This is a genomic window from Pseudomonas sp. EA_15y_Pfl1_P101, assembly GCF_963970835.1.
GTDB classification, from domain to species: domain Bacteria; phylum Pseudomonadota; class Gammaproteobacteria; order Pseudomonadales; family Pseudomonadaceae; genus Aquipseudomonas; species Aquipseudomonas tritici.
In genome coordinates this window covers 158,304-177,788 of record NZ_CAXAPA010000003.1, presented here as the reverse complement: position 1 = coordinate 177,788, position 19,485 = coordinate 158,304, and the positions used below count along the sequence as shown (strand labels likewise).

At 60.8% G+C, this 19,485-nt stretch carries 18 protein-coding genes; 6 read left to right on the top strand and 12 right to left on the bottom strand.

Annotated elements, in window-relative coordinates; translation table 11 throughout:
• Positions 1 to 194 precede the first annotated feature (194 nt).
• Complete coding sequence (locus tag AACY36_RS05555) at positions 195 to 536, top strand: antibiotic biosynthesis monooxygenase family protein (RefSeq protein ID WP_339417250.1); 342 nt, start codon at positions 195 to 197, stop codon at positions 534 to 536.
• Between the two features lie 41 nt (positions 537 to 577).
• On the top strand, positions 578 to 823 hold the full coding sequence (locus tag AACY36_RS05550; RefSeq protein WP_339417249.1) for a hypothetical protein: 246 nt from the start codon (positions 578 to 580) through the stop codon (positions 821 to 823).
• Positions 824 to 860: 37 nt separating this feature from the next.
• On the opposite strand, the gene AACY36_RS05545 is transcribed toward AACY36_RS05550, so the two are convergent.
• The 5 genes from AACY36_RS05545 to AACY36_RS05525 form a co-directional block, all read right to left on the bottom strand.
• A complete protein-coding gene (locus tag AACY36_RS05545; protein ID WP_339417248.1) occupies positions 861 to 1,493 on the bottom strand; it encodes a flavin reductase family protein in 633 nt (210 codons plus the stop codon).
• Positions 1,494 to 1,640: 147 nt separating this feature from the next.
• Positions 1,641 to 2,960, bottom strand: coding sequence for an MFS transporter (locus tag AACY36_RS05540; RefSeq protein WP_339427478.1), 1,320 nt, complete (start codon positions 2,958 to 2,960; stop codon positions 1,641 to 1,643).
• A gap of 268 nt (positions 2,961 to 3,228) precedes the next feature.
• Complete coding sequence (locus AACY36_RS05535) at positions 3,229 to 4,554, bottom strand: sigma-54-dependent transcriptional regulator (RefSeq protein WP_339417245.1); 1,326 nt, start codon at positions 4,552 to 4,554, stop codon at positions 3,229 to 3,231.
• Positions 4,548 to 6,314, bottom strand: a complete 1,767-nt coding sequence (locus AACY36_RS05530; protein WP_339417243.1) for an ATP-binding protein — start codon at positions 6,312 to 6,314, stop codon at positions 4,548 to 4,550. Before AACY36_RS05530 ends, AACY36_RS05535 begins: the two co-directional genes overlap by 7 nt.
• A gap of 157 nt (positions 6,315 to 6,471) precedes the next feature.
• Positions 6,472 to 7,995 (bottom strand): fumarate hydratase, encoded by a 1,524-nt coding sequence (locus tag AACY36_RS05525; protein WP_010208051.1) that lies wholly within the window; start codon positions 7,993 to 7,995, stop codon positions 6,472 to 6,474.
• A 215-nt stretch (positions 7,996 to 8,210) separates the two neighbouring features.
• On the opposite strand from AACY36_RS05525, the gene AACY36_RS05520 reads away from it, so the two are divergent.
• Positions 8,211 to 9,143 carry an iron-sulfur-binding ferredoxin reductase gene (locus tag AACY36_RS05520; protein WP_339417241.1) on the top strand — a complete coding sequence of 311 codons (933 nt, stop codon included), beginning with the start codon at positions 8,211 to 8,213 and terminating at the stop codon, positions 9,141 to 9,143.
• A 30-nt stretch (positions 9,144 to 9,173) separates the two neighbouring features.
• A complete protein-coding gene (locus AACY36_RS05515; protein WP_339417240.1) occupies positions 9,174 to 9,923 on the top strand; it encodes an enoyl-CoA hydratase-related protein in 750 nt (249 codons plus the stop codon).
• Between the two features lie 99 nt (positions 9,924 to 10,022).
• Here AACY36_RS05515 and pyk read toward each other — a convergent pair whose 3' ends face one another.
• Complete coding sequence (gene pyk, locus AACY36_RS05510) at positions 10,023 to 11,474, bottom strand: pyruvate kinase (RefSeq protein WP_339417239.1); 1,452 nt, start codon at positions 11,472 to 11,474, stop codon at positions 10,023 to 10,025.
• A gap of 173 nt (positions 11,475 to 11,647) precedes the next feature.
• Here pyk and AACY36_RS05505 point away from each other — a divergent pair, with 173 nt between their 5' ends.
• Positions 11,648 to 12,022, top strand: coding sequence for a tetratricopeptide repeat protein (locus AACY36_RS05505; protein ID WP_339417237.1), 375 nt, complete (start codon positions 11,648 to 11,650; stop codon positions 12,020 to 12,022).
• Positions 12,023 to 12,245: 223 nt separating this feature from the next.
• Positions 12,246 to 12,605, top strand: coding sequence for a PilZ domain-containing protein (locus tag AACY36_RS05500; RefSeq protein ID WP_339417236.1), 360 nt, complete (start codon positions 12,246 to 12,248; stop codon positions 12,603 to 12,605).
• Positions 12,606 to 12,665: 60 nt separating this feature from the next.
• Here AACY36_RS05500 and AACY36_RS05495 read toward each other — a convergent pair whose 3' ends face one another.
• The 6 genes from AACY36_RS05495 to AACY36_RS05470 are packed head-to-tail and all read right to left on the bottom strand — an operon-like array spanning position 12,666 to position 19,348.
• Positions 12,666 to 13,997, bottom strand: coding sequence for a DUF58 domain-containing protein (locus AACY36_RS05495; RefSeq protein ID WP_339417235.1), 1,332 nt, complete (start codon positions 13,995 to 13,997; stop codon positions 12,666 to 12,668).
• A gap of 7 nt (positions 13,998 to 14,004) precedes the next feature.
• Positions 14,005 to 15,000, bottom strand: a complete 996-nt coding sequence (locus AACY36_RS05490; RefSeq protein WP_339417233.1) for an AAA family ATPase — start codon at positions 14,998 to 15,000, stop codon at positions 14,005 to 14,007.
• Positions 14,997 to 16,166 carry a DUF4350 domain-containing protein gene (locus tag AACY36_RS05485; RefSeq protein ID WP_339417232.1) on the bottom strand — a complete coding sequence of 390 codons (1,170 nt, stop codon included), beginning with the start codon at positions 16,164 to 16,166 and terminating at the stop codon, positions 14,997 to 14,999. Before AACY36_RS05485 ends, AACY36_RS05490 begins: the two co-directional genes overlap by 4 nt.
• On the bottom strand, positions 16,163 to 17,692 hold the full coding sequence (locus tag AACY36_RS05480) for a DUF4129 domain-containing protein (protein ID WP_339417231.1): 1,530 nt from the start codon (positions 17,690 to 17,692) through the stop codon (positions 16,163 to 16,165). Before AACY36_RS05480 ends, AACY36_RS05485 begins: the two co-directional genes overlap by 4 nt.
• The gene (locus AACY36_RS05475; protein ID WP_339417230.1) at positions 17,679 to 18,659 is read right to left on the bottom strand and encodes a stage II sporulation protein M; all 981 of its coding nucleotides are present in this window, start codon (positions 18,657 to 18,659) and stop codon (positions 17,679 to 17,681) included. Before AACY36_RS05475 ends, AACY36_RS05480 begins: the two co-directional genes overlap by 14 nt.
• A complete protein-coding gene (locus AACY36_RS05470; protein ID WP_339417229.1) occupies positions 18,656 to 19,348 on the bottom strand; it encodes an RDD family protein in 693 nt (230 codons plus the stop codon). Before AACY36_RS05470 ends, AACY36_RS05475 begins: the two co-directional genes overlap by 4 nt.
• Positions 19,349 to 19,485 lie beyond the last annotated feature (137 nt).

The following is a 19,485-nucleotide window of genomic DNA, read 5'->3' as shown; positions in this document are numbered from 1 at the left end:
CTCCCTGAAACAAGGCGGTTGCCCTTGGAATAAATGCCGGGGCCAAACGTCCTATCTGCGCTTCTCGCAGGATTGTGCAATAAGCCAGCAGGAATCGACTAACCGCGCCCGCACCTGCGCCGTTATCGTTGATCCTGTGGCAACACGCCCCCACAGTGCTTGCCGAGCATCACTTCTCAACGGGAGAGTCGAACATGTCCACCCCCATTCCCGCGAGCCATATGGCCTTTATCCGCGCCCGCACCGGGTGCAGCACCGAACTCGGTGCACGCTTGAGCAGTTTGATCGAACCGGGCCGCCAGGCTCAGGGTTGCCTGCAATTCTCGTTGCAGCGTTCCCAGGTCGACCCCGATGTCTGGCTGGTCTCGGGCTTCTGGAGCAGCGAGCAGGCGATGAGCGCCTACTTCAATTCTCCGGCCCTGATGATTTTTACCGAGTTGTTGAACGACAGGGTGGTTCGCAGCATGGACTTCCAGACCTTTACCGATGCCTCAGCCGCCAATGCCTATGGCGAGTACCTGCAACTCGCCGGTTAGGGTTTAGAATGGCCGACTTTCCATTGGCCAGGACCTGCAACATGGCACGTAAACAATTTGCTCACCACGAAGCCGTTTCCGCCGTCGTACCCGGAGAAGGTGGCTACAGCGCCGCCGTTGCCGTCAAGGCACTCGATGGCATGGGCGCACCTCGGTTTCACAAGATCCTTGATGGACAGACGTTCAAGACGGCTTCCGATGCTGATGATGCGGCCACTGTGCAATTGGAGCGATTGGTCGATGTCGATGAAGACGGTCAGCTGAGTTGGGCAACTGCCGAAAACTAGAGCGCGCTGCCGCTCCCACATTTAGACCGCAGTCCAATCAGGGTTTTGTGGCACCAGGGCGATACATCTTGAACAGCGCCTCCGGCCCTAGCTGGAAGTAATCTGCCGGCCCGCCGCCACGCAAAATCGGCTCGGCGGCGGCGGTGTCATAGATGCCATCCTTGAGCAGCCACTTGGCGATATGCACCGCGACCACCTCGCCCAGCACCAGCCAGCTCGGCACCAGCGCCTTGTCGGCACGTTGCAGTTGGATGATTTGCGTCACCTTGCACTCGAACGACACCGGGCTCTCGCCCACCCGTGGTACGCCAACGATCTTCGAAGCCACCGGCGTCAAGCCGGACAACTCGAATTCGTTTACCTCTGGCGATACGGCGGCGCAGCTCTGGTTCATCTGCTCGGCCAACGGGCGGGTCGCCAGGTTCCACACAAACTCGCCGGTCTGCTCGATGTTGTTCAGGCTGTCTTTGCGCCCGACGCTGGAAAACCCAATGATCGGCGGAATGTAGTTGAACGCATTGAAGAAGCTGTAGGGCGCCAGGTTCAGGCGGCCTGCGCTGTCGTGCGACGAGATCCAGCCGATTGGCCGTGGACCAACGATGGCATTGAACGGATCATGGGGCAGGCCGTGGCCGTTGGCGGGTTCGTAGAAATGGATATCGTCGGACATGGCCGGTTCCAAGCTCAGTTCTGGGGCACGCATCATAACCAATTGTGCGGGCTTGCTCGCGAATGCAGTGGATCAGTCGCTCTATTCGGTGACTGACACTCCGCATTCGCGAGCAAGCCCGCACACATTCTTTACCGAGTCAGACCCTTAATCCGTGGTGATGCGCGAGTGTTTGCGGGTGTCTCTCATGGTCAAGTAGACCACCAGCGACACTGCAATACACGCTGTCACATACCAGTAGTAACCGGTTTCCATGCCGATGCTCTTGAACCACAGTGCGATGTATTCAGCGGTACCGCCGAAGATCGACACGGTCAGTGCATAAGGCAGGCCCACACCCAGTGCGCGGATTTCAGTCGGGAACAGCTCGGCCTTCACCACGGCGTTGATCGAGGTGTAACCGCTGACGATGATCAGTGCTGCCATGATCAGGAAGAACGCGCCCCACCAGCTCTGGATGGTGTGCAGGGTGGTGAGGATCGGCACGGTGAACAGGGTGCCGAGAATACCGAAGGCGATCAGGATTGGCCGACGGCCGACTTTATCCGACAGCCCGCCGACGATCGGTTGCAGGCACATGAACAGAAACAGCGTCGCCGCCGAGATGGTGGTGGAGTCGGAAATGCTCATGCCGACGGTGTTCACCAGGTATTTCTGCATGTAGGTGGTGTAGGTGTAGAAGGCCAGGGTGCCGCCCATGGTCAGGCCGACCACGGTCATCAGTTCCTTGGGGTGGCGCATCAAGGTGCGCATCGCGCTTTCCTTGGCTTTTTCCTTCTTGGTGAACGACTCGGTTTCTTCCATGCCGCGACGCAGGTACAGCGCGACGACTGCACACAGGGCGCCGATGGCGAACGGGATACGCCAGCCCCACGCGTACAACTGCTCGGTGGTCAGCACTTGTTGCAGCACGATCAGTACCGCCAGGGCGATGAGCTGGCCCGAGATCAGGGTTACGTACTGGAAGCTGGAGTAGAAACCACGACGTTCCTTGGTCGCCATCTCGCTGAGGTAAGTGGCGGAGGTACCGTATTCACCCCCGACCGACAGCCCCTGCAGCAAGCGGGCAAACACCAGCAGGATCGGCGCACCGATACCAATCATTTCATAACCCGGGCTCAGGGCAATCAGCAGCGAGCCGAAGCACATCAAGTAGACCGAGGCCATCAGGGCCTTTTTACGCCCGACTTTGTCGGCGTACAGGCCCATCAGCCAGCCACCGATCGGGCGCATCAGGAAGCCGACGGCGAAGATCGCGGCGGTGTTGAGCAGTTGGGCGGTGGTGTCGCCTTTCGGGAAGAAGGCTTTGGCGAAGTACAGCGAGAAAGCGGCGTAGACGTACCAGTCGTACCACTCGACCATGTTGCCGACCGATCCGCTGAAAATCGATTTGATCCGGCTGGAAGTGGTGCGTGCTTTTGCCGGCGCAGCCGCCGAGCCCAGAGGCAGGGAGTTGGAGTTATCCATTGAAGGATCCTTCATCTAATTGTTTTTGTGGAGCGTGCTTGAGCACTGCCTGGCTTGGGCTATAGCAGGAGCTGTGCCAGGTAGATGAAGGCCCGGAATAGAAGGGTTACAGGTTTTTTTTGAGCGGAAAGTCGCTGATAATTTGCAGGTGATGAGCGGAAATCCGCTTATGGACACCGGCGTCGTCGCAGGCCAGCTCCCCTATTTTGAATGGTGAACACCGTCAACTGTGGGCGCTGGCCTGCCAGCGATGGCGATCAGAAGGTCGCTAGAGAAACATCTCTCGCACCAACCCATGCCGCTGCATCTTCTCATTCAAGGTTCGCCGGGGCAGTTGCAGCTCGGCCAGCACGGCCTTGATATCGCCCTTGTGCCGCGTCAGCGCAGCCTTCAGGCAATGCGCTTCAAACGCCTCCTGCTGCGCCGCCAACGATTGTCCGGCCTCGACGCCTTCCGGCTCCGGCTCGCCAAGGCCCAGTACCTGGCGCTCGGCAACGTTGGCCAATTCACGCACATTGCCCGGCCAGTCATGGCTGAGCAGGCGCCCCAGTTGCGCACCGCTCAGCGGTTCAACGCGGCGGCCCAGGCGTTCGGCGGCACTCTGTGCAAAGTGGTCGAACAGTAACGGGATATCTTCACGGCGCTCACGCAAGGGCGGTAGGCGCAATTGCGCGACGTTCAATCGGTAGGCCAAGTCTTCGCGAAAGCGCCCGGCGCGGGCCTCTTCCAGCAGGTCCGGCTTGGTGGCGGCGATGATGCGCAGATCCACGTGGATACTTTGGTTGGAGCCCAGTCGCTCGAGCTTCTGTTCCTGCAATACGCGCAGCAGTTTCACCTGCTGGGCCAGCGGCATGCTTTCGATTTCATCGAGGAACAGCGTGCCGCCGTGGGCGTATTCCAGTTTGCCGATGCGCTTGCCCTGGGCGCCGGTGAATGCGCCGCTTTCGTGGCCGAACAGCTCGGCCTCGAACAACTGCTCGGGGATCGCCGCGCAGTTGAGTGCCACAAAGGGTTTTTTCGCCCGGGGGCCGAAGTCATGCAGGCAACGGGCAACCCGCTCCTTGCCACTGCCGGTCTCGCCACGGATCAGCACATTGACCGGCAGGCTCGCCAAGTCCAGCACCTGGCGGCGTAGGGTTTGCAAACCTCTAGACACGCCTAAAAGGGTCGACTCCAACTGTGCGCGATGATCGGCCTGTTGATGCAGGCGACGGTTTTCCAGGATCAATCCACGCTTGTCCAAGGCGCGGCGCAGGCTGTTGAGCAGGGCGTCGGGGCTGAAGGGTTTTTCCAGGAAGTCGTAGGCACCGTCGCGCATGGCGTCGACGGCCATCGGCACATCGCCGTGGCCGGTCAGCAATATCACCGGCAAATCCGCATCACGGCGCTGCACTTCGGCCAACAGTTCCAGGCCGCTGAGCCCCGGCATACTTACGTCGCTCAGGATCACCCCGGGAAAGTCCTTGGGCAGTTTCGCCAGGCATTCCTCGGCGCGGCTGAACAACTGCACCTCAAACCCAGACAGGCTCAACCACTGCTCGACCGCCTTACGGATACTGGCTTCGTCGTCGACCACAATCACCGCGTTCAACATAGGTCGGGCGTCTCCAGCGCGATAGGCAGGGTCAGGGTGAAAGCCGCGCCGTCGCCACGGTTGGCGGCGATCAGGCGGCCGCCCAGTTCGTGCACGATAGCGTAGGACACTGCCAGCCCCAGGCCGAGCCCGTCACCCACTGGCTTGGTGGTGAAGAACGGGTCGAACACGTTGTTCAGGTGTTCTTCGGCAATCCCGCCGCCGCTGTCGCTGACGGTGAGTTGCCACAGTTGTTCATCGGCGTGCAGGCGGATTTCCAGGCGTTTACGTGGCTTGTCGGCCATGGCGTCGAGCGCGTTGCGCAGCAGGTTGATCAGTACCTGTTCCAGGCGGATTGCATCGCCACGGACCCAGGCGGGGCGTGTCAGGTCCAGCACGACGCCGATGGCTTCATCGCGCAAGCGTGCGTCGAGCAGGTGCAAGGACTGATCGACCACGCTGGCCAAGTCCAGGCGTTCACGCAGGCCGCTCGGGCTTTTGCGCGCGAAGGTCTTGAGGTGGCCGGTGAGCGCGGCCATGCGCGTGAGCATGTCGTCCAGCGGCGTAAGCGCCTTGTAGGCGTCGTCGACGCGGCCGTGATCCAGCAGCAGGCGCAAGGTGGCCAACTGCATGCGCTGGGCGGTCAGCGGCTGATTGATTTCATGGGCGAGGGCGGCGGACATTTGCCCCAGTGCCGCCAATTTGGCCGACTGCACCAGGCCATCCTGGGCAGTGCGTAGCGCCTGGGTGCGTTCTTCCACCAGTTGCTCAAGCTCTTCGCGGCTGCGCTGGCGCAGGCGGGCCAGGCGCCAGCGCTGGGTCAGGAACAGCACCAGGAACACCAGCGCCAGCCAGGAACCGGCGGCGGCGAGGCCGGCGTTGCGCTGGTCCTCAAAAGCGAACTGCGGTTTACGCAGCAGGTGCAGGGTCCAGCCTTCGGCCTTCAGCGGCAGGGATTCCCAGATGTAATTGGCGTTACCGTCCGGACCATTGACGCGCATCAAATGGCTGTTTTCGTCAAAGCGTTGCAGCGTCTGGGTGTCCAGCGGCTGCAGGTGTTTTTTGTCGTATTGGCGGGTGGCCTTGAGTTCGGCGAGATCGCTGGCCGACAGCGGCCGCAGGTTGCGATAACGCCAGCCCGGTTGATTGGCGATAAACACGATGCCACGCGCGTCGCTGACCAGCAGCAGGTCATTGCCCTGGGCCCACTCGCGCTCAAGTTCGGGGAACTCAAGCTTGACCACCATGGCGCCGAGAAACTGTTCGTGCTCGTCCACCACGGCGCTGGAGAGAAAGTAACCCGGTATGCCAGTGGTCACGCCGACCGCGTAAAAACGCCCGGTGCCCTGGCTCAGGGTCTGGCTGAAATACGGCCGGAAGGCGTAGTTATGGCCGACATAGCTGCTCGGCAGGCTCCAGTTGCTGGCGGCAACGGCGAGGCCGGTGCGGTCCATCAATTCCAGGGTGGACGATTGCGCGGCACCGTTTATGCGTTCGAGCTTGCGGTTCAGTACGTCCTGAGTTTGAGCATCCACCGGCCTTTTCAAGGCATTGATCATCTCCGAATCCAGCGCCAGCACAGCCGGCAGCGCTCGGTAGCGATCGATCAGGGTATGCAGTGAGTTGGCATACAGCGCGAGTTGCTGGTTGGCACGGGCCGCATCCTCCCCCAGAGCCTGGTGTTCGGCATGGCGCGTGGCCAAGGCCGCGGCCAGCACCGCACCGGCGATGATCAGCAAGGAATAGAAGGTCAGGCGCAGGGGGCGAGGGGTCACGATCATACGGTGATGAGCAGGCGCAGAAAGGGAAGTGCACCATAGCATGCGCGACGTTAATGTTGTGGCGAGCGGGGCCGGCTCACGGCAGAGAAATCAGCAGGCAATAAAAAGGCGACTGGGCCATGAGCCGCAGTCGCCTTTGTCCCCGCGAAAGAAGCGCTTACTGCACTTCTACCGCCAGGCTTTCACTGATCTTTTTCTGCCAGATGGCAGGACCGGTGATGTGCACGGATTCGCCCTTGCTGTCCACCGCAACGGTGACCGGCATGTCTTTCACGTCGAACTCGTAGATCGCTTCCATGCCCAGTTCGGCGAAGGCGACAACGCGCGACTTCTTGATGGCTTGCGCCACCAGGTAAGCAGCACCGCCAACGGCCATCAGGTACACGGCTTTGTGGTCCTTGATCGCTTCGATGGCGGTCGGGCCGCGCTCGGATTTGCCGATCATGCCCAGCAGGCCGGTTTGCTCGAGGATCTGACGCGTGAACTTGTCCATCCGCGTCGCGGTGGTCGGGCCAGCCGGGCCAACCACTTCTTCGCGCACCGGATCAACCGGGCCAACGTAGTAGATGAAGCGACCCTTGAGGTCCACTGGCAGGGTTTCGCCCTTGTTCAGCATCTCGACCATGCGCTTGTGCGCCGCATCGCGACCGGTGAGCATCTTACCGTTGAGCAACACGGTCTCGCCCGGCTTCCAGCTCTGCACTTCTTCTGGGGTCAGGGTGTCGAGGTTGACGCGACGGGCCGATGGGCCGGCTTCCCAGACGATTTCCGGGTAGGCGTCCAGCGGTGGCGCTTCCAGCGACGCCGGGCCCGAACCGTCGAGCACAAAGTGTGCGTGACGGGTGGCGGCGCAGTTGGGGATCATGCACACCGGCAGCGAGGCGGCGTGGGTCGGGTAGTCCATGATCTTGACGTCGAGCACCGTGGTCAGGCCACCCAGGCCCTGGGCGCCGATGCCCAGTTGGTTGACCTTCTCGAACAGCTCCAGGCGCATCTCTTCGATACGGTTCTGCGGGCCGCGCTTTTTCAGCTCGTGGATGTCGATGGATTCCATCAACACTTCCTTGGCCATCACGGCGGCTTTTTCGGCGGTACCGCCGATGCCAATGCCGAGCATGCCCGGTGGGCACCAGCCGGCACCCATGGTCGGAACGGTCTTCAAGACCCAGTCGACGATCGAGTCGGACGGGTTGAGCATGGCCATTTTCGACTTGTTCTCGGAACCGCCACCCTTGGCCGCTACGTCCACTTCCACGGTGTTACCCGGGACGATGGAGTAGTGGATGACCGCCGGGGTGTTGTCCTTGGTGTTCTTACGCGCGCCTGCCGGGTCGGCCAGGATGGATGCACGCAGGACGTTTTCCGGCAGGTTGTAGGCGCGACGCACGCCCTCGTTGATCATGTCGTCCAGGCCCATGGTGGCGCCATCCCAACGTACGTCCATGCCCACGCGCACGAACACGGTAACGATACCGGTGTCCTGGCAGATCGGGCGATGGCCGGTGGCGCACATGCGCGAGTTGATCAGGATCTGGGCGATGGAGTCACGGGCCGCTGGCGATTCTTCGCGCAGGTAGGCTTCGTGCATGGCCTGGATGAAATCAACCGGATGGTAGTAGGAAATGAATTGCAGGGCGTCAGCAACGCTCTGAATCAGGTCGTCTTGCTTGATCACGGTCATGAGTCGCGCTCCTCTATAAGGGAACATTCAATAAGGTGGCTTCAGTGGGGTGCATCGGTCGGCTGAAACCACCTTTCCAAGGCACGCCACTGGTGCAGGCGCGACGCTAAAAAGGCGCGGCAGTATAACCCGACACGGTGGCCGATACACCCGACTATGGTCAAACTGTCGCAGGCATGATTCCCTGTGCGCGCCTCTTATGATGGAGTCCTTATATGCCTGAACTGTACGTCGGCGAACGCCATTGGTCGGTATCCACCGGCAGCAACCTGCTGGATGCCCTGAACCAGGCAGGTGTGGCTGTGCCTTACAGTTGCCGCGCTGGGAGTTGCCATGCCTGCCTGGTGCGTTGCCAAGGTGATGTCGAGGACAAGCAGCCCGAGGCCTTGAGCCCGGCGCGACGCCAGGATGGCTGGCGGTTGGCCTGTCAGTGCCAGGTCAGCGGGGATGTGCGGGTCGAGGCGTTTGACCCGACGCGTGAGGGTTTGCCGGCGCAGGTAGTGGGTGCTGATTGGCTGAATCCGAGCGTGCTGCGCCTGCGCCTGCAGTCGGAGCGTGGCCTGCGTTACCGGGCCGGGCAGCACCTGGTGTTGTGGGTGGGGCAGGTGGCACGTCCGTATTCCCTGGCGAGCCTGCCACAGGAAGATCCCTTTCTGGAGTTTCACCTTGACTGCCGCCACCCCGGCGAATTCAGCGATCTTGCCCGGCAGTTGCAGGTTGGCGATCACCTGCGCCTGGGCGAACTGCGTGGCGGTGCGCTGCAATACGACCCCGACTGGCAATCCCGACCGCTGTGGCTGCTGGCCTCCGGCACAGGGTTAGGGCCGTTGTGGGGCGTGTTGCGCGAGGCGCTGCGCCAGGATCACCAGGGCGCCATCCGCGTGATTCACCTGGCCCATGATGCTCAAGGCCATTATCTCGCCGAACCCTTGGCGGCGTTGGCTGCGCAGCATCCCAATCTCACGGTGGAGCTGTGGACGGCGGCCGGGTCGGCACAGGCATTGGCGCAACTGCGGCTTGTTTCGCGGCAAACGCTGGCTCTACTCTGCGGTCACCCCGTCAGCGTCGAGGCCTTTTCCAAGCGCCTGTTCCTGGCGGGACTGCCGCGTAATCAACTGCTGGCCGATGTGTTCCTGCCCCGTGGTTGAGCGCTGAACTCCACCGCCGCGAGATCTGCCATGACTGACGCCCTCCTGCAGCACCGCGAACGCGGGCTGCTGATCCTGCAGCTCAATCGTCCCGAGAAGAAAAATGCGCTGACTCGGGCCATGTATACCCAATTGGCCGAGGCGCTCGAGCAGGCCGATGCGGATGTGGATATCCGCTGCGTGCTGATCCAGGGCAGCAGTGAGTGTTTCACTGCGGGCAACGACATCGGCGACTTTCTCGAACAGCCGCCCAGCGACCTCGACAGCCCACCGTTTCATTTCATGAAGAGCCTGCTCAACTGCCGCAAGCCGGTGATCGCCGCGGTAGCAGGTGCAGCGGTGGGTATCGGTACAACCCTGCTGCTGCATTGCGACCTTGTGTATGTCAGCCGTGATGCACGATTGCGGATGCCGTTCGTCAACCTGGGGCTGTGTCCGGAGTTTGGTTCGAGCCTGATCCTGCCGAGGTTGTTGGGTCACGCCAAGGCGGCTGAGTTATTGCTGCTGGGCGAGGGCTTCAGCGGCCAACAGGCGGCGGCGTGGGGGATTGCCACCGAGGCGTTGGGTAGCGGCGAGGTGACGTTGGCCAGGGCGCGGGAAATGGCCGAGCGCTTTGAGACATTGGCGCCGGGAGCGGTGCAGGTGACCAAGCAACTCATGAAGAGTGTGGATCGCGAGCAATTGCGGCAGGTGATTGAGGAGGAGGGCGCGTTGTTTACCCAGCGGTTGAGGTCGCCGGAGGCGATTGCTGCGTTGTCGGCTTTCATTTCTCGGCGCTGATGATGTATGGCTAGGCCATTGAAGCCAATACAAAAACCAATCTGAAAAACAAAAGCCCCGCCATTCACATGGCGGGGCTTTTGTTTTTCAGCGCGTCACTCAGACCATTGGGTCGCCAACGTGCAGAATCTTCATGCCGTTGGTGCCACCGATGGTGTGGTAGCTGTCGCCCTTGGTCAGGATGACCCAGTCGCCTTTCTCCACGACGCCGCGCTTGATCAGCTCGTCGATGGCCGCCTGGCTGACTTCATGCGGTGGCAACGAAGCCGGGTCGAACGGGACGGTGTACACGCCACGGAACATGGCCGCGCGGGCCTGGGTTTCGCGGTGCGGGGAGAACGCATAGATCGGTACCGAGGAACGGATGCGCGACATGATCAGCGGCGTATAGCCACTTTCGGTCAAGGCGATGATCGCCTTCACTCCCGGGAAGTGGTTGGCGGTGTACATGGCCGCCAGGGCGATACTCTGGTCGCAGCTTTCGAACTCTTTGCCAATGCGGTGGCTGGAGGTCTTGCTGGTCGGGTGCTTTTCGGCGCCCAGGCAGATACGCGCCATGGCTTGCACCGCTTCCAGCGGATACGGGCCAGCGGCACTTTCAGCTGAGAGCATCACCGCATCGGTGTAGTCGAGCACGGCGTTGGCTACGTCGGACACTTCGGCGCGGGTCGGCATCGGGTTCTGGATCATCGACTCCATCATCTGGGTCGCTACGATCACCGCTTTGTTGTGGCGGCGCGCGTGCAGGATGATCTTCTTCTGGATACCGATCAGCTCAGCGTCACCGATTTCCACGCCCAGGTCGCCACGCGCAACCATCACCGCGTCGGAAGCCTTGATCAGGCCGTCGAGGGTTTCGTCGTTGGCCACGGCTTCGGCGCGTTCGATCTTCGCCACCAGCCAGGCAGTACCGCCGGCTTCGTCGCGCAGTTTACGGGCGTATTCCATGTCGGCGGCGTCGCGCGGGAAGGACACCGCGAGGTAGTCCACTTCCATTTCGGCGGCGAGCTTGATGTCGGCCTTGTCTTTTTCCGTCAGGGCCGGCGCCGTCAGGCCACCACCGCGACGGTTGATGCCTTTGTGGTCAGACAGCGGACCACCGATCAACACGACGCAATGCAGCTCAGTCGGGGTCGCGGTTTCGACGCGCATCACCACACGACCGTCGTCCAGCAGCAGTTCGTCACCGACGCCGCAGTCCTTGACCAGGTCCGGGTAGTCGATACCCACGACTTGCTGGTTGCCTTCGGTCAGCGGATGGCTGGTGGAGAATGTGAAGTTGTCACCGATCTTCAGCTCGATCCGCTTGTTGGCGAATTTGGCGATACGGATTTTCGGGCCTTGCAGGTCACCCAGCAGTGCCACGAAGCGGCCGTGCTTGGCGGCCAGGTCACGCACCAGCTTGGCGCGAGCCTTGTGCTCGTCTGGGGTGCCGTGGGAAAAGTTCAGACGGGCAACGTCCAAGCCAGCCAGAATCAGCTGTTCGAGGACTTCCGGCGAGTTGCTGGCCGGGCCAAGGGTGGCGACGATTTTGGTGCGACGGACGGACATGCACAGACTCCTGAGTTCAAGCGCTGAGGAAGGCTACTATGCTCTTTCGTTGTAGTCATTGTTCGTTTGCACTACTTATCGACGATTGACTTGTTTTCGTTGCGGCTGAATACGAACATCCTTGAAGATTTTCGACGATGGGTCGATACACTGCACAAGACAGGAGAACCCTCATGCGAATTTTGCTCATTGCTGCCCTGGCCGTCAGTGTTGTCGGCTGCACCCGTTGGTCGATGGACCACCATTTGAACAATGCCTACCGCGCCTACAAGGTCGGTGATTGTGAGCGTGTCACCCTGGAATTGTCCCAGGTCGACCGTGAAAGTCGTACCCGGCGTTATGTACAGCCGGAGGTCTCGATGTTGCGCGGCCAATGCCTGGAACGGCAAAAGCTGTTTGTCGACGCGGCACAGACTTATCAATTCATCATTAATCAGTACCCGTCGAGTGAGTACGCCTACCGTGCTCGCGCGAGGCTCGACACCTTGCAACAACTTGGGCATTACCCCGGAGCCCGCGTCGCTCAGCCGCGTCCAGCCTCCCTTTGATGATATTCGTCATTTCATAACTGGCCTGCTGCAAGTCTTGAGCTATTCTTTGAATGTTCGTTTGTACAAGTTTCCATTCGAACGAATCAAGGGCCCGGACTCGGCGGCCGTCCATCGGCAACTATTGCCTGTTGTCGCACCGAGATCCAGGGAGAGCGAGCGGTTTTCTCGTACCGAATCACTGGCACGGCCGCAGTCATGGCCATTGGATGGCGATCTCACCATGTTTACCTACCGACGGATTGAGCGGCATCAGCTACCTTACTTTCTGCAAGTGTTTAACCGTCTCACCGATAAGCCCATCGGCTTCTTGGGCAATGTCTCGGAAGATGGGCTGATGTTAATCAGCCAATTGCCCATGATGGTCGACGTGGACTTCGAGCTGCGCTTGAAGATTCCCAGTGCTGACGGCACCTTCCATCCAATCGATCTGACGGCAACCTGCCTGTGGAGCCACGAGGATATCAACCCGCAGCAGTACGATTCAGGTTTCAGCGTGCGCCACGCTCCCGAGGAATATGGGCAGCTGATCAACGTGTTGCTGCACTACTTCAGTTTTGATCCCTTGCAGGCTTCGGCCTAGACACAGTGCATTTTCTAGCCGGTTTTTTTGGGGGGGGCTTGCCGTGTGCGCGTGCTCTTTTCAGAGCGCACCCGCTTTCTTCCAGCCCAGGTAACGTGTCACCAGGGCCGGCCCCAGTTCACATGGCAAGGTGTCCAATAAGGATAGGCCTTGGGCGGCGAGGCGGTCATGCAATTCGTCGCGGGTATTCAGGTAGTCGATGGTGCCGCTGTAGGCCAAGGCTTCAGGCAAGGTTTGCACGGGCGCCTGGCGCAGTTGATCGAGTACTTCCTCGCGCAAACTGGCGACCAGCACCCTGTGCTGACGGCTGATACGCTTGACTGCAGTCAGCAGTGCCTCATCGTCCTCATCGCGCAGGTTGGTCACCACGATCACCAACGCGCGCCGCTTTTGTCGAGTCAGCAAATCACTTGCCGCGGTTTGGTAATCGGCAGTCCGTCGGGTGGTCTCGAGGTCGTACACGGCGTTGAGCAACAGGTTCAGCTGGCCGCTGCCCTTGACCGGTGCCAGGTAGCGTGGTGGGTCACCGGCAAAGGTGCACAGGCCCACCGCATCACCCTGGCGCAAGGCAACGTAGCTGAGCAACAGACAGGCATTGAGGGCGTGGTCAAAATGCGACAGCTCGCCATCCTGGCTACGCATGCGTCGTCCACAATCAAGCATGAACACGATCTGTTGGTCGCGCTCATCCTGGTATTCACGGGCGATGGGCGTGCGCTGTCGGGCGGTGGCCTTCCAATCGATCTGCCTTAGGCTGTCACCGTCGCGAAACTCGCGCAGTTGATGAAACGCCTGCCCCAATCCACGTCGTTGACGTTGACGCACACCCAGTTGGCTCAGCCAGTTGTCCACCCCCAGCAATTGCGCGCCGTACAGTCGGGCGAAATCCGGGTAGACACGTGTGGCATCGCTCACTTCGATAAGTCGCCGCGCCGACCACAGGCCCATGGGGCTGGGCAGGTGAATTTCACAGCAACTGAAACTGAAATGCCCGCGCCGCAAAGGGCGAAGGCGGTAACCCAGCTCACTGCTTTCACCCGGGCGCAGCGCTATGGACTGGGGCAGGTTCTCGACACTCAATCCATCGGGGACATGATCGAATACCTGCACCGTCAGCGGCTGTGGGAAGTCATGCTCCAAGGCCAGCCGTACTTCGCCCCACCGTCCCAGCGCCAGGCTGCCGGGCATCTGTCGTTGCACACGGGGGGATGGACGCCGACGCAGACGTATCGCATCCAGCGTAGCCAGCAGCAACAGTGCGAGGAGCAACCCCCATGCGATTGAGTGCAAGGTGTCGGGCACCTTGAGCTGCAATGCTGTTGCGGTGCCCAGCAATATGCCCAAGCCCAGCAATACGCCGAGCCAGTTCAGCAGCAGACGGGTCGGTTTCATGGGCGAGTCATTGCCGAGGCGCCGGAATCTGATCGAGCATTTGCTTGAGCACCTGGTCGACCTCCAGCCCATCAATGTCCAATTCTGGCGCTATACGCACCCGATGGCGCAGTACGGCCAAGGCGCATCCCTTGATGTCGTCCGGGGTGACGAATTCACCACCGCGCAACAGGGCGCGAGCACGCGCACAACGCACCAGGGCGATGGAGGCCCGCGGCCCGGCGCCGATGGTCAGCCCCGGCCAACTACGAGTGGTGCGCGCCAGGCGCACTGCATAGTCGAGCACCTGTTCATCCAGGGCCAATTCACTGGCAAATCGCTGCAGTTGCAGCACGTCCTCGGCCTGCAACACGGTGCGCAATGGGTGTATATCCAGCATGTCGGCCCGGGACGAGCGCGTTACTTCGCGCACCATATCCAGCTCCTGCTGCGCGTCGGGATAATCCATGCGCACCTTGAGCATAAAACGATCCAGTTCCGCTTCCGGTAGGGGGTAGGTGCCTTCCTGTTCGATGGGGTTCTGGGTCGCCAGTACCATGAACGGTTGGCCGATAGGCAGCGCCTCGCCTTCAAGGGTGACTTGCCGTTCCTGCATGGCCTCAAGCAACGCCGCCTGGGTCTTGGCCGGGGCGCGGTTGATTTCGTCGGCCAGCAACAAGTGGGTGAACACCGGGCCTTTGCGCAATTTGAATTGCTCGGTGTGCAGGTCATACACGGCGTGGCCGGTGACATCGCTTGGCATCAGGTCCGGGGTGAACTGGATACGCGCGAAATCGCCATCAAAGCAACGTGCGAGGGCGCGTACCAGCAGGGTTTTGCCCAGCCCAGGCACCCCTTCGAGCAGCACGTGGCCACCGGCGATCAGTGCGGTCAGGACATCGTCGATCACCTGGTCCTGGCCAATCACCGCCTTGCGCAATTCAGTGCGCAGAGCCTGGGCTTGCCCGCTGGCACGTTGCAAGGTTTCGCTGGTCAGGGCAGTGGCGCTTGGAATTTCGCTCATAGGGCATTCCTGAGGGTTTGCAGGCACGCCACCTGCCGGCTGAAATCGGCGCTGGAAAGCCGTTTTGCCGGAAGTGAGCCAAGGGCCTGGCTGATGACGTGAAAGGGTTGGTGTGTCAGGTGTTCAAGTACCCGCCACTGTTCTGCATTGTCGAGGTGTTCAAAACCGGTGTGACGACGCCTGGCGGCACGCAAGACATCGCGCTGCAGAGCACGCAGCAGCGTGCCCTGGCCGCTGCGGCGCAGCAGGAAGTCGGCGCTGGCTTTCAGGTGTTCCTGCCACTGGCGGCGTGCATTGGGTGGGGCAGGCTGGATCGGGCCCTGACGCATTCCGGCCCGCCACAGTGCCAGGGCGACCAAAGCAATGAATGCGACCAGAGCCTGGGGGAAGTACCGCAACAGCAGGGTAAACAAGTCGTAGAAGTCGCTGTTGAACAGCAGGGTCACGGCTGTGCCCTGGGTCAGATACCACAGCAGCCAGGCATTGTCGTGCCTACCAATACTCGGGGTTTTCCACAGGTCACTGTCGGTGATCACCGTGACGCGGCCTCTGCCAAGGTCGAGTTGCATCAGGTGGCTCGACGTTGCGCTGTTGGCAGAAAACTGGGCCAGGTGCTTGGGGTCGGTAAGGTTGAAGTCCGTGTCGAAACTGACATAAGCCGGTGCGGTTTCATTGTCGACGTAGAGTTTGGTCAGGTCCGGGGCTTTCTTTTTGAGAGGCGTCTTCTCTGTAGGTGCAAGCTCTTCAGGTTCATCACTCAAGGTCTGGTGGATATCCAGGCGATCGAGCAGCAGGTCGCCGCTTTTGCCAGTCTCTTCATCCCATAGCGCCTCGGCCACCAATAACAGATGGCCGCCGGATTTGACCCAAGCCAACAGTTGCTCTACCTGGCGTGGTGACATGTTGCTGCGCTCGCCAAGCAATAACAGGCTGTGGCCCTTGGCTGGCAGCGTCGTCAGCCGTTCCGCGCTGTTGGCATGGTCCACGGACAGGCCTTGTTGGCTTAGAAAGTGTTCCGCCGCCAGGTAGGGGTTTGCCAGGGCTTCTGGAGAAGGGCCGCGATCCACCACTTCGTCGTAGGGGATCGCCTTGCTCCACACGAAGTAACCACCCGCGCCAAGCAGGCACGCCAGCAATAGTCCCACCCATATTAGAGGCCGGTTCATGGGTTGTTCCCAGCGCTGAACAGGGTGCGCCAATCAGTGCAGAGTTTTTGCTGGGCTGAAAGGGGTGGAAGGTGATGGCCGTAGGCAAGGTTTTGCCAATGGCGGGTCAATTCGTCACTGAAGGCCAGCAACTGCGGTTGTTGCAGTTGGTGCACGCGCGCCAGGACCTGGCCTTCCGTGTCAGCGCTTTTAAGCGGCAGATTGAAATCATGCAGCAGTCGGCTTAACAGGCCGCGGTACAGCAGGCCGAGGGCTTCCCTTGGTTGGGTGGCCCATAGGTCCTCGGCGGCGCTGGCAACATCGTCGGGCAAGGTCTCGGTGCCCAGTTCGAGACCGAATAATTGTGTCGGCACGGGGTTCATGACGTTTGGCTTGCGCGGCCCGCGCCGGCTGACAAACGTGCTCAACCATTCGCGATAACGCCATGCCAGCATGATCAAGACGCCGATCAGCAGGCCCCACAACAGCACCTCCAAGCCTTGGGCGATGTGCTTGAAGGTATTGCTGTTGAGGTTGTTCAGCAGCGCCTTCAACCAGCCCGGGAGTTTACCGTCGCTGTGAGCCTTGTTTTTAACAGGGGTCTTGTCTTCGCCAAAGCGATAGCGGGTAACGGTTTCCGGATTTTTGAAGGGAGGCTTATCCAGCAGCGACTTGATGGATTGGCTCGCGTCCTGGGTGTTCAGTGGCTTGGCGGGGCTGGAAGCATCGGCCATGGCGGGTGGGCTGAATGGCAGCAGCGTCAGCCCTATTATCAGTAACAATAGCGGCGCTACGCTGCTCAGGCGCTGACGAAGGCGTCGGAACGCCAGTTCCAGGTCCCAGGCCTCGAGTACGGTGCGGCGGTTAAGGTAAAGGCTGAAACCGCAGGCGACATAGATGGGCTCCCAAAACACCAGGATCAAGGCATAGAACGCGTTACTCAGGTGTTCCAGCCACAAATTGTCCGAGCTTGTCGCCAGTGCCAGACGTTGCCAGTCCCACTCCATCTCGACGTTCTGGGGAATGAACAGATAGAGCAGTGCCATGCAACCAAACCACAGGCCGATTTCCAGGTGCACTCCGATGGTTGTCAACCAACGTGCGGCTCCTGCTTTACGTTGCTGCAGCACGCCCAGTCGTTTTTGGCGTGCCGGACCATCCAGGCCTTCGAGTTGACTCACTGGCATCAAAAAGCTGCGGCTCAGGCTGAGCCGTCGCCAGGTCAGGCTGGCCAGCAGCTGGCCTTTCAGCAGTTTCGGCCACTGGCGCACGGCCAGCTTGATGCTGGGTGTTTCGCCAAATAAGGCCTTGGACAGGATGTAAAGCGGCAAGCGGTCAAAGGCCGGTTTGAGCCACCAGAACACGAATAGTGCAGTAGACGGGTACTGCCACAGCAGTGCAGTGAGTAAGACGAACACTGGCAGGCTCACCAGCGCCCAACTGCCCATCAGTAGCAGGCGATATTCGCGGGCCATCAATACGCCAAGGTCCATGGCTTCCCAGGCAGTACGTGGGCGGATTACCACGCTTGCATCACTCAGGCGCATGGCGAGTCCTTCCGGCAAGGCCCAGGTAAGCCGCCACCAGCAGCCACAGAGCAGCGCCCACCAAGTATTTGACCCAAGGGGTGATGGCGGTGGTGGACGACCAATAGGCTTCGATAAAGGCTGCGATCAGCAGGAACATCATGACGCCGCACAACATCTGCACGCTCTTGCGTGCCGCGCGCCGCAGTGATTCGCCACGGGTCAATTGCCCTGGAGCAATCAGCGCCCAGCCCAGTTGCAAGCCTGCGGCGCCGGCGAGCGCGATCGCTGTCAGCTCGAATGCACCATGGCCGATGACGAATGACCAGAAGGTCTGCCCGTAGCCGATTTCAGTCAGGTGCCCGGAGACTGCACCGATGACCAGGCCGTTGAAAATCAGAAAGAACACGCTGCCCAGCCCGAACAGTAAACCGGCGGCAAACGTCTGGAACGCTATGCCGGTGTTGTGCATCACGTAGTAGCCGAACATCATCCAGTCTTCGCTTGACGCACGCTCGGCGGCGCGGCCCAGGCGGCTGGCGTCGGGGTCATACATGCCCTGCATCTCGGCCACTTGCTGCGGGCTGACGATGCTGTAGACCAGGTCGGGGAACAGGTAGACCAACAGCGCGATACCCACCAGGCTGCCAAAGAACAGCAGGCTGGCGATCAGCACGAAACGCCATTGCTCGCGCACCAACCGAGGAAAATCAGCGAGTACGAACCCGAGCACATTTGCCGCCAATTGGCTGCGATGACGGTAGAGCTGTTGGTGGCCGCGCAGGGCCAGTTGTTGCAACGGGTCTATCAGATAGCTGCTGTAGCCCCGCGCCTGGGCTAAGGCCAGGTGTTGGCACAATCGTCGGTATTGATGGGGGAAGTCGGCCACGTCACTGGCTTTGGCCTTGCCCTGCTCCAACTGTTTCAGGTGTTCGGCAAAGGCTTGCCATTGAGGCTGGTGGCGGCTTTCGAAAAGGCTCTGTTTCATGTCGGCCCCAATAGTCCACGGGCCACACCATTGAGTTGCTCCACGGCGCGGGCCGGGGATACCTGCAAGGGAGCGGCGAGAATAGAGGCCAACTCATGAACGCGTTCGGTGGACAGTTCACCCTGACGTTCCGCGAAGCCAAGGATGGCCCGCTGTTCATTCAAATACAGGGTGAAGGGCAGGCGCAAGGCCGCCGCTTGCGGGATTTGAGGGCGCACCAACGGCTGTTCCCGGTAGATCACCAGTGTGCCGGCGGCCAAGTCACCTAGGCGCTTGAAGTGAGGGTGTTGCAGGCAACTGATCGCGCCGAGAAAGTAGCCGAATGGCAGCATGTCGACAAACCGCAGCAGGTTACGGATCAGTGATGCGGACCAGCCAACCGGAGTGCCATCATCTTGGACGACACGCAGCCCCATGACCTGTTTGCCGGGTGAGCAGCCCTGGTTGAGTACCTCGAACAACACCATGTACCACCAACTGATCAGGAACAGCAGCAGCGAACCCAGGCCGATGCCGACGTTGCCGAGCAAGGCCAATGGCACCAGCAGAATGCCCATGACGATCCCGCGCAAACCAAGGTCGAAGGCAAAGGCCAGCACGCGTGGCACCAGGCCGGCCGGGCGCAGGGGCAGGTCGATGCCCTCAGGGGTTTCGATCTGGTAGCGGGTGTCCAATGGGGCTGACGGCATCGCGATCCTTGGCAGTGCGCAGAGGCTGGGAGACACGGATGCTAGCAGTGTCGGCGCTGGAAGCAACCATTCAAGGTTTTGCTGGATGTTTGTACAGTACATTTGGTGCTGGTCGCGGACGCCGTTGAGCGCCTAGA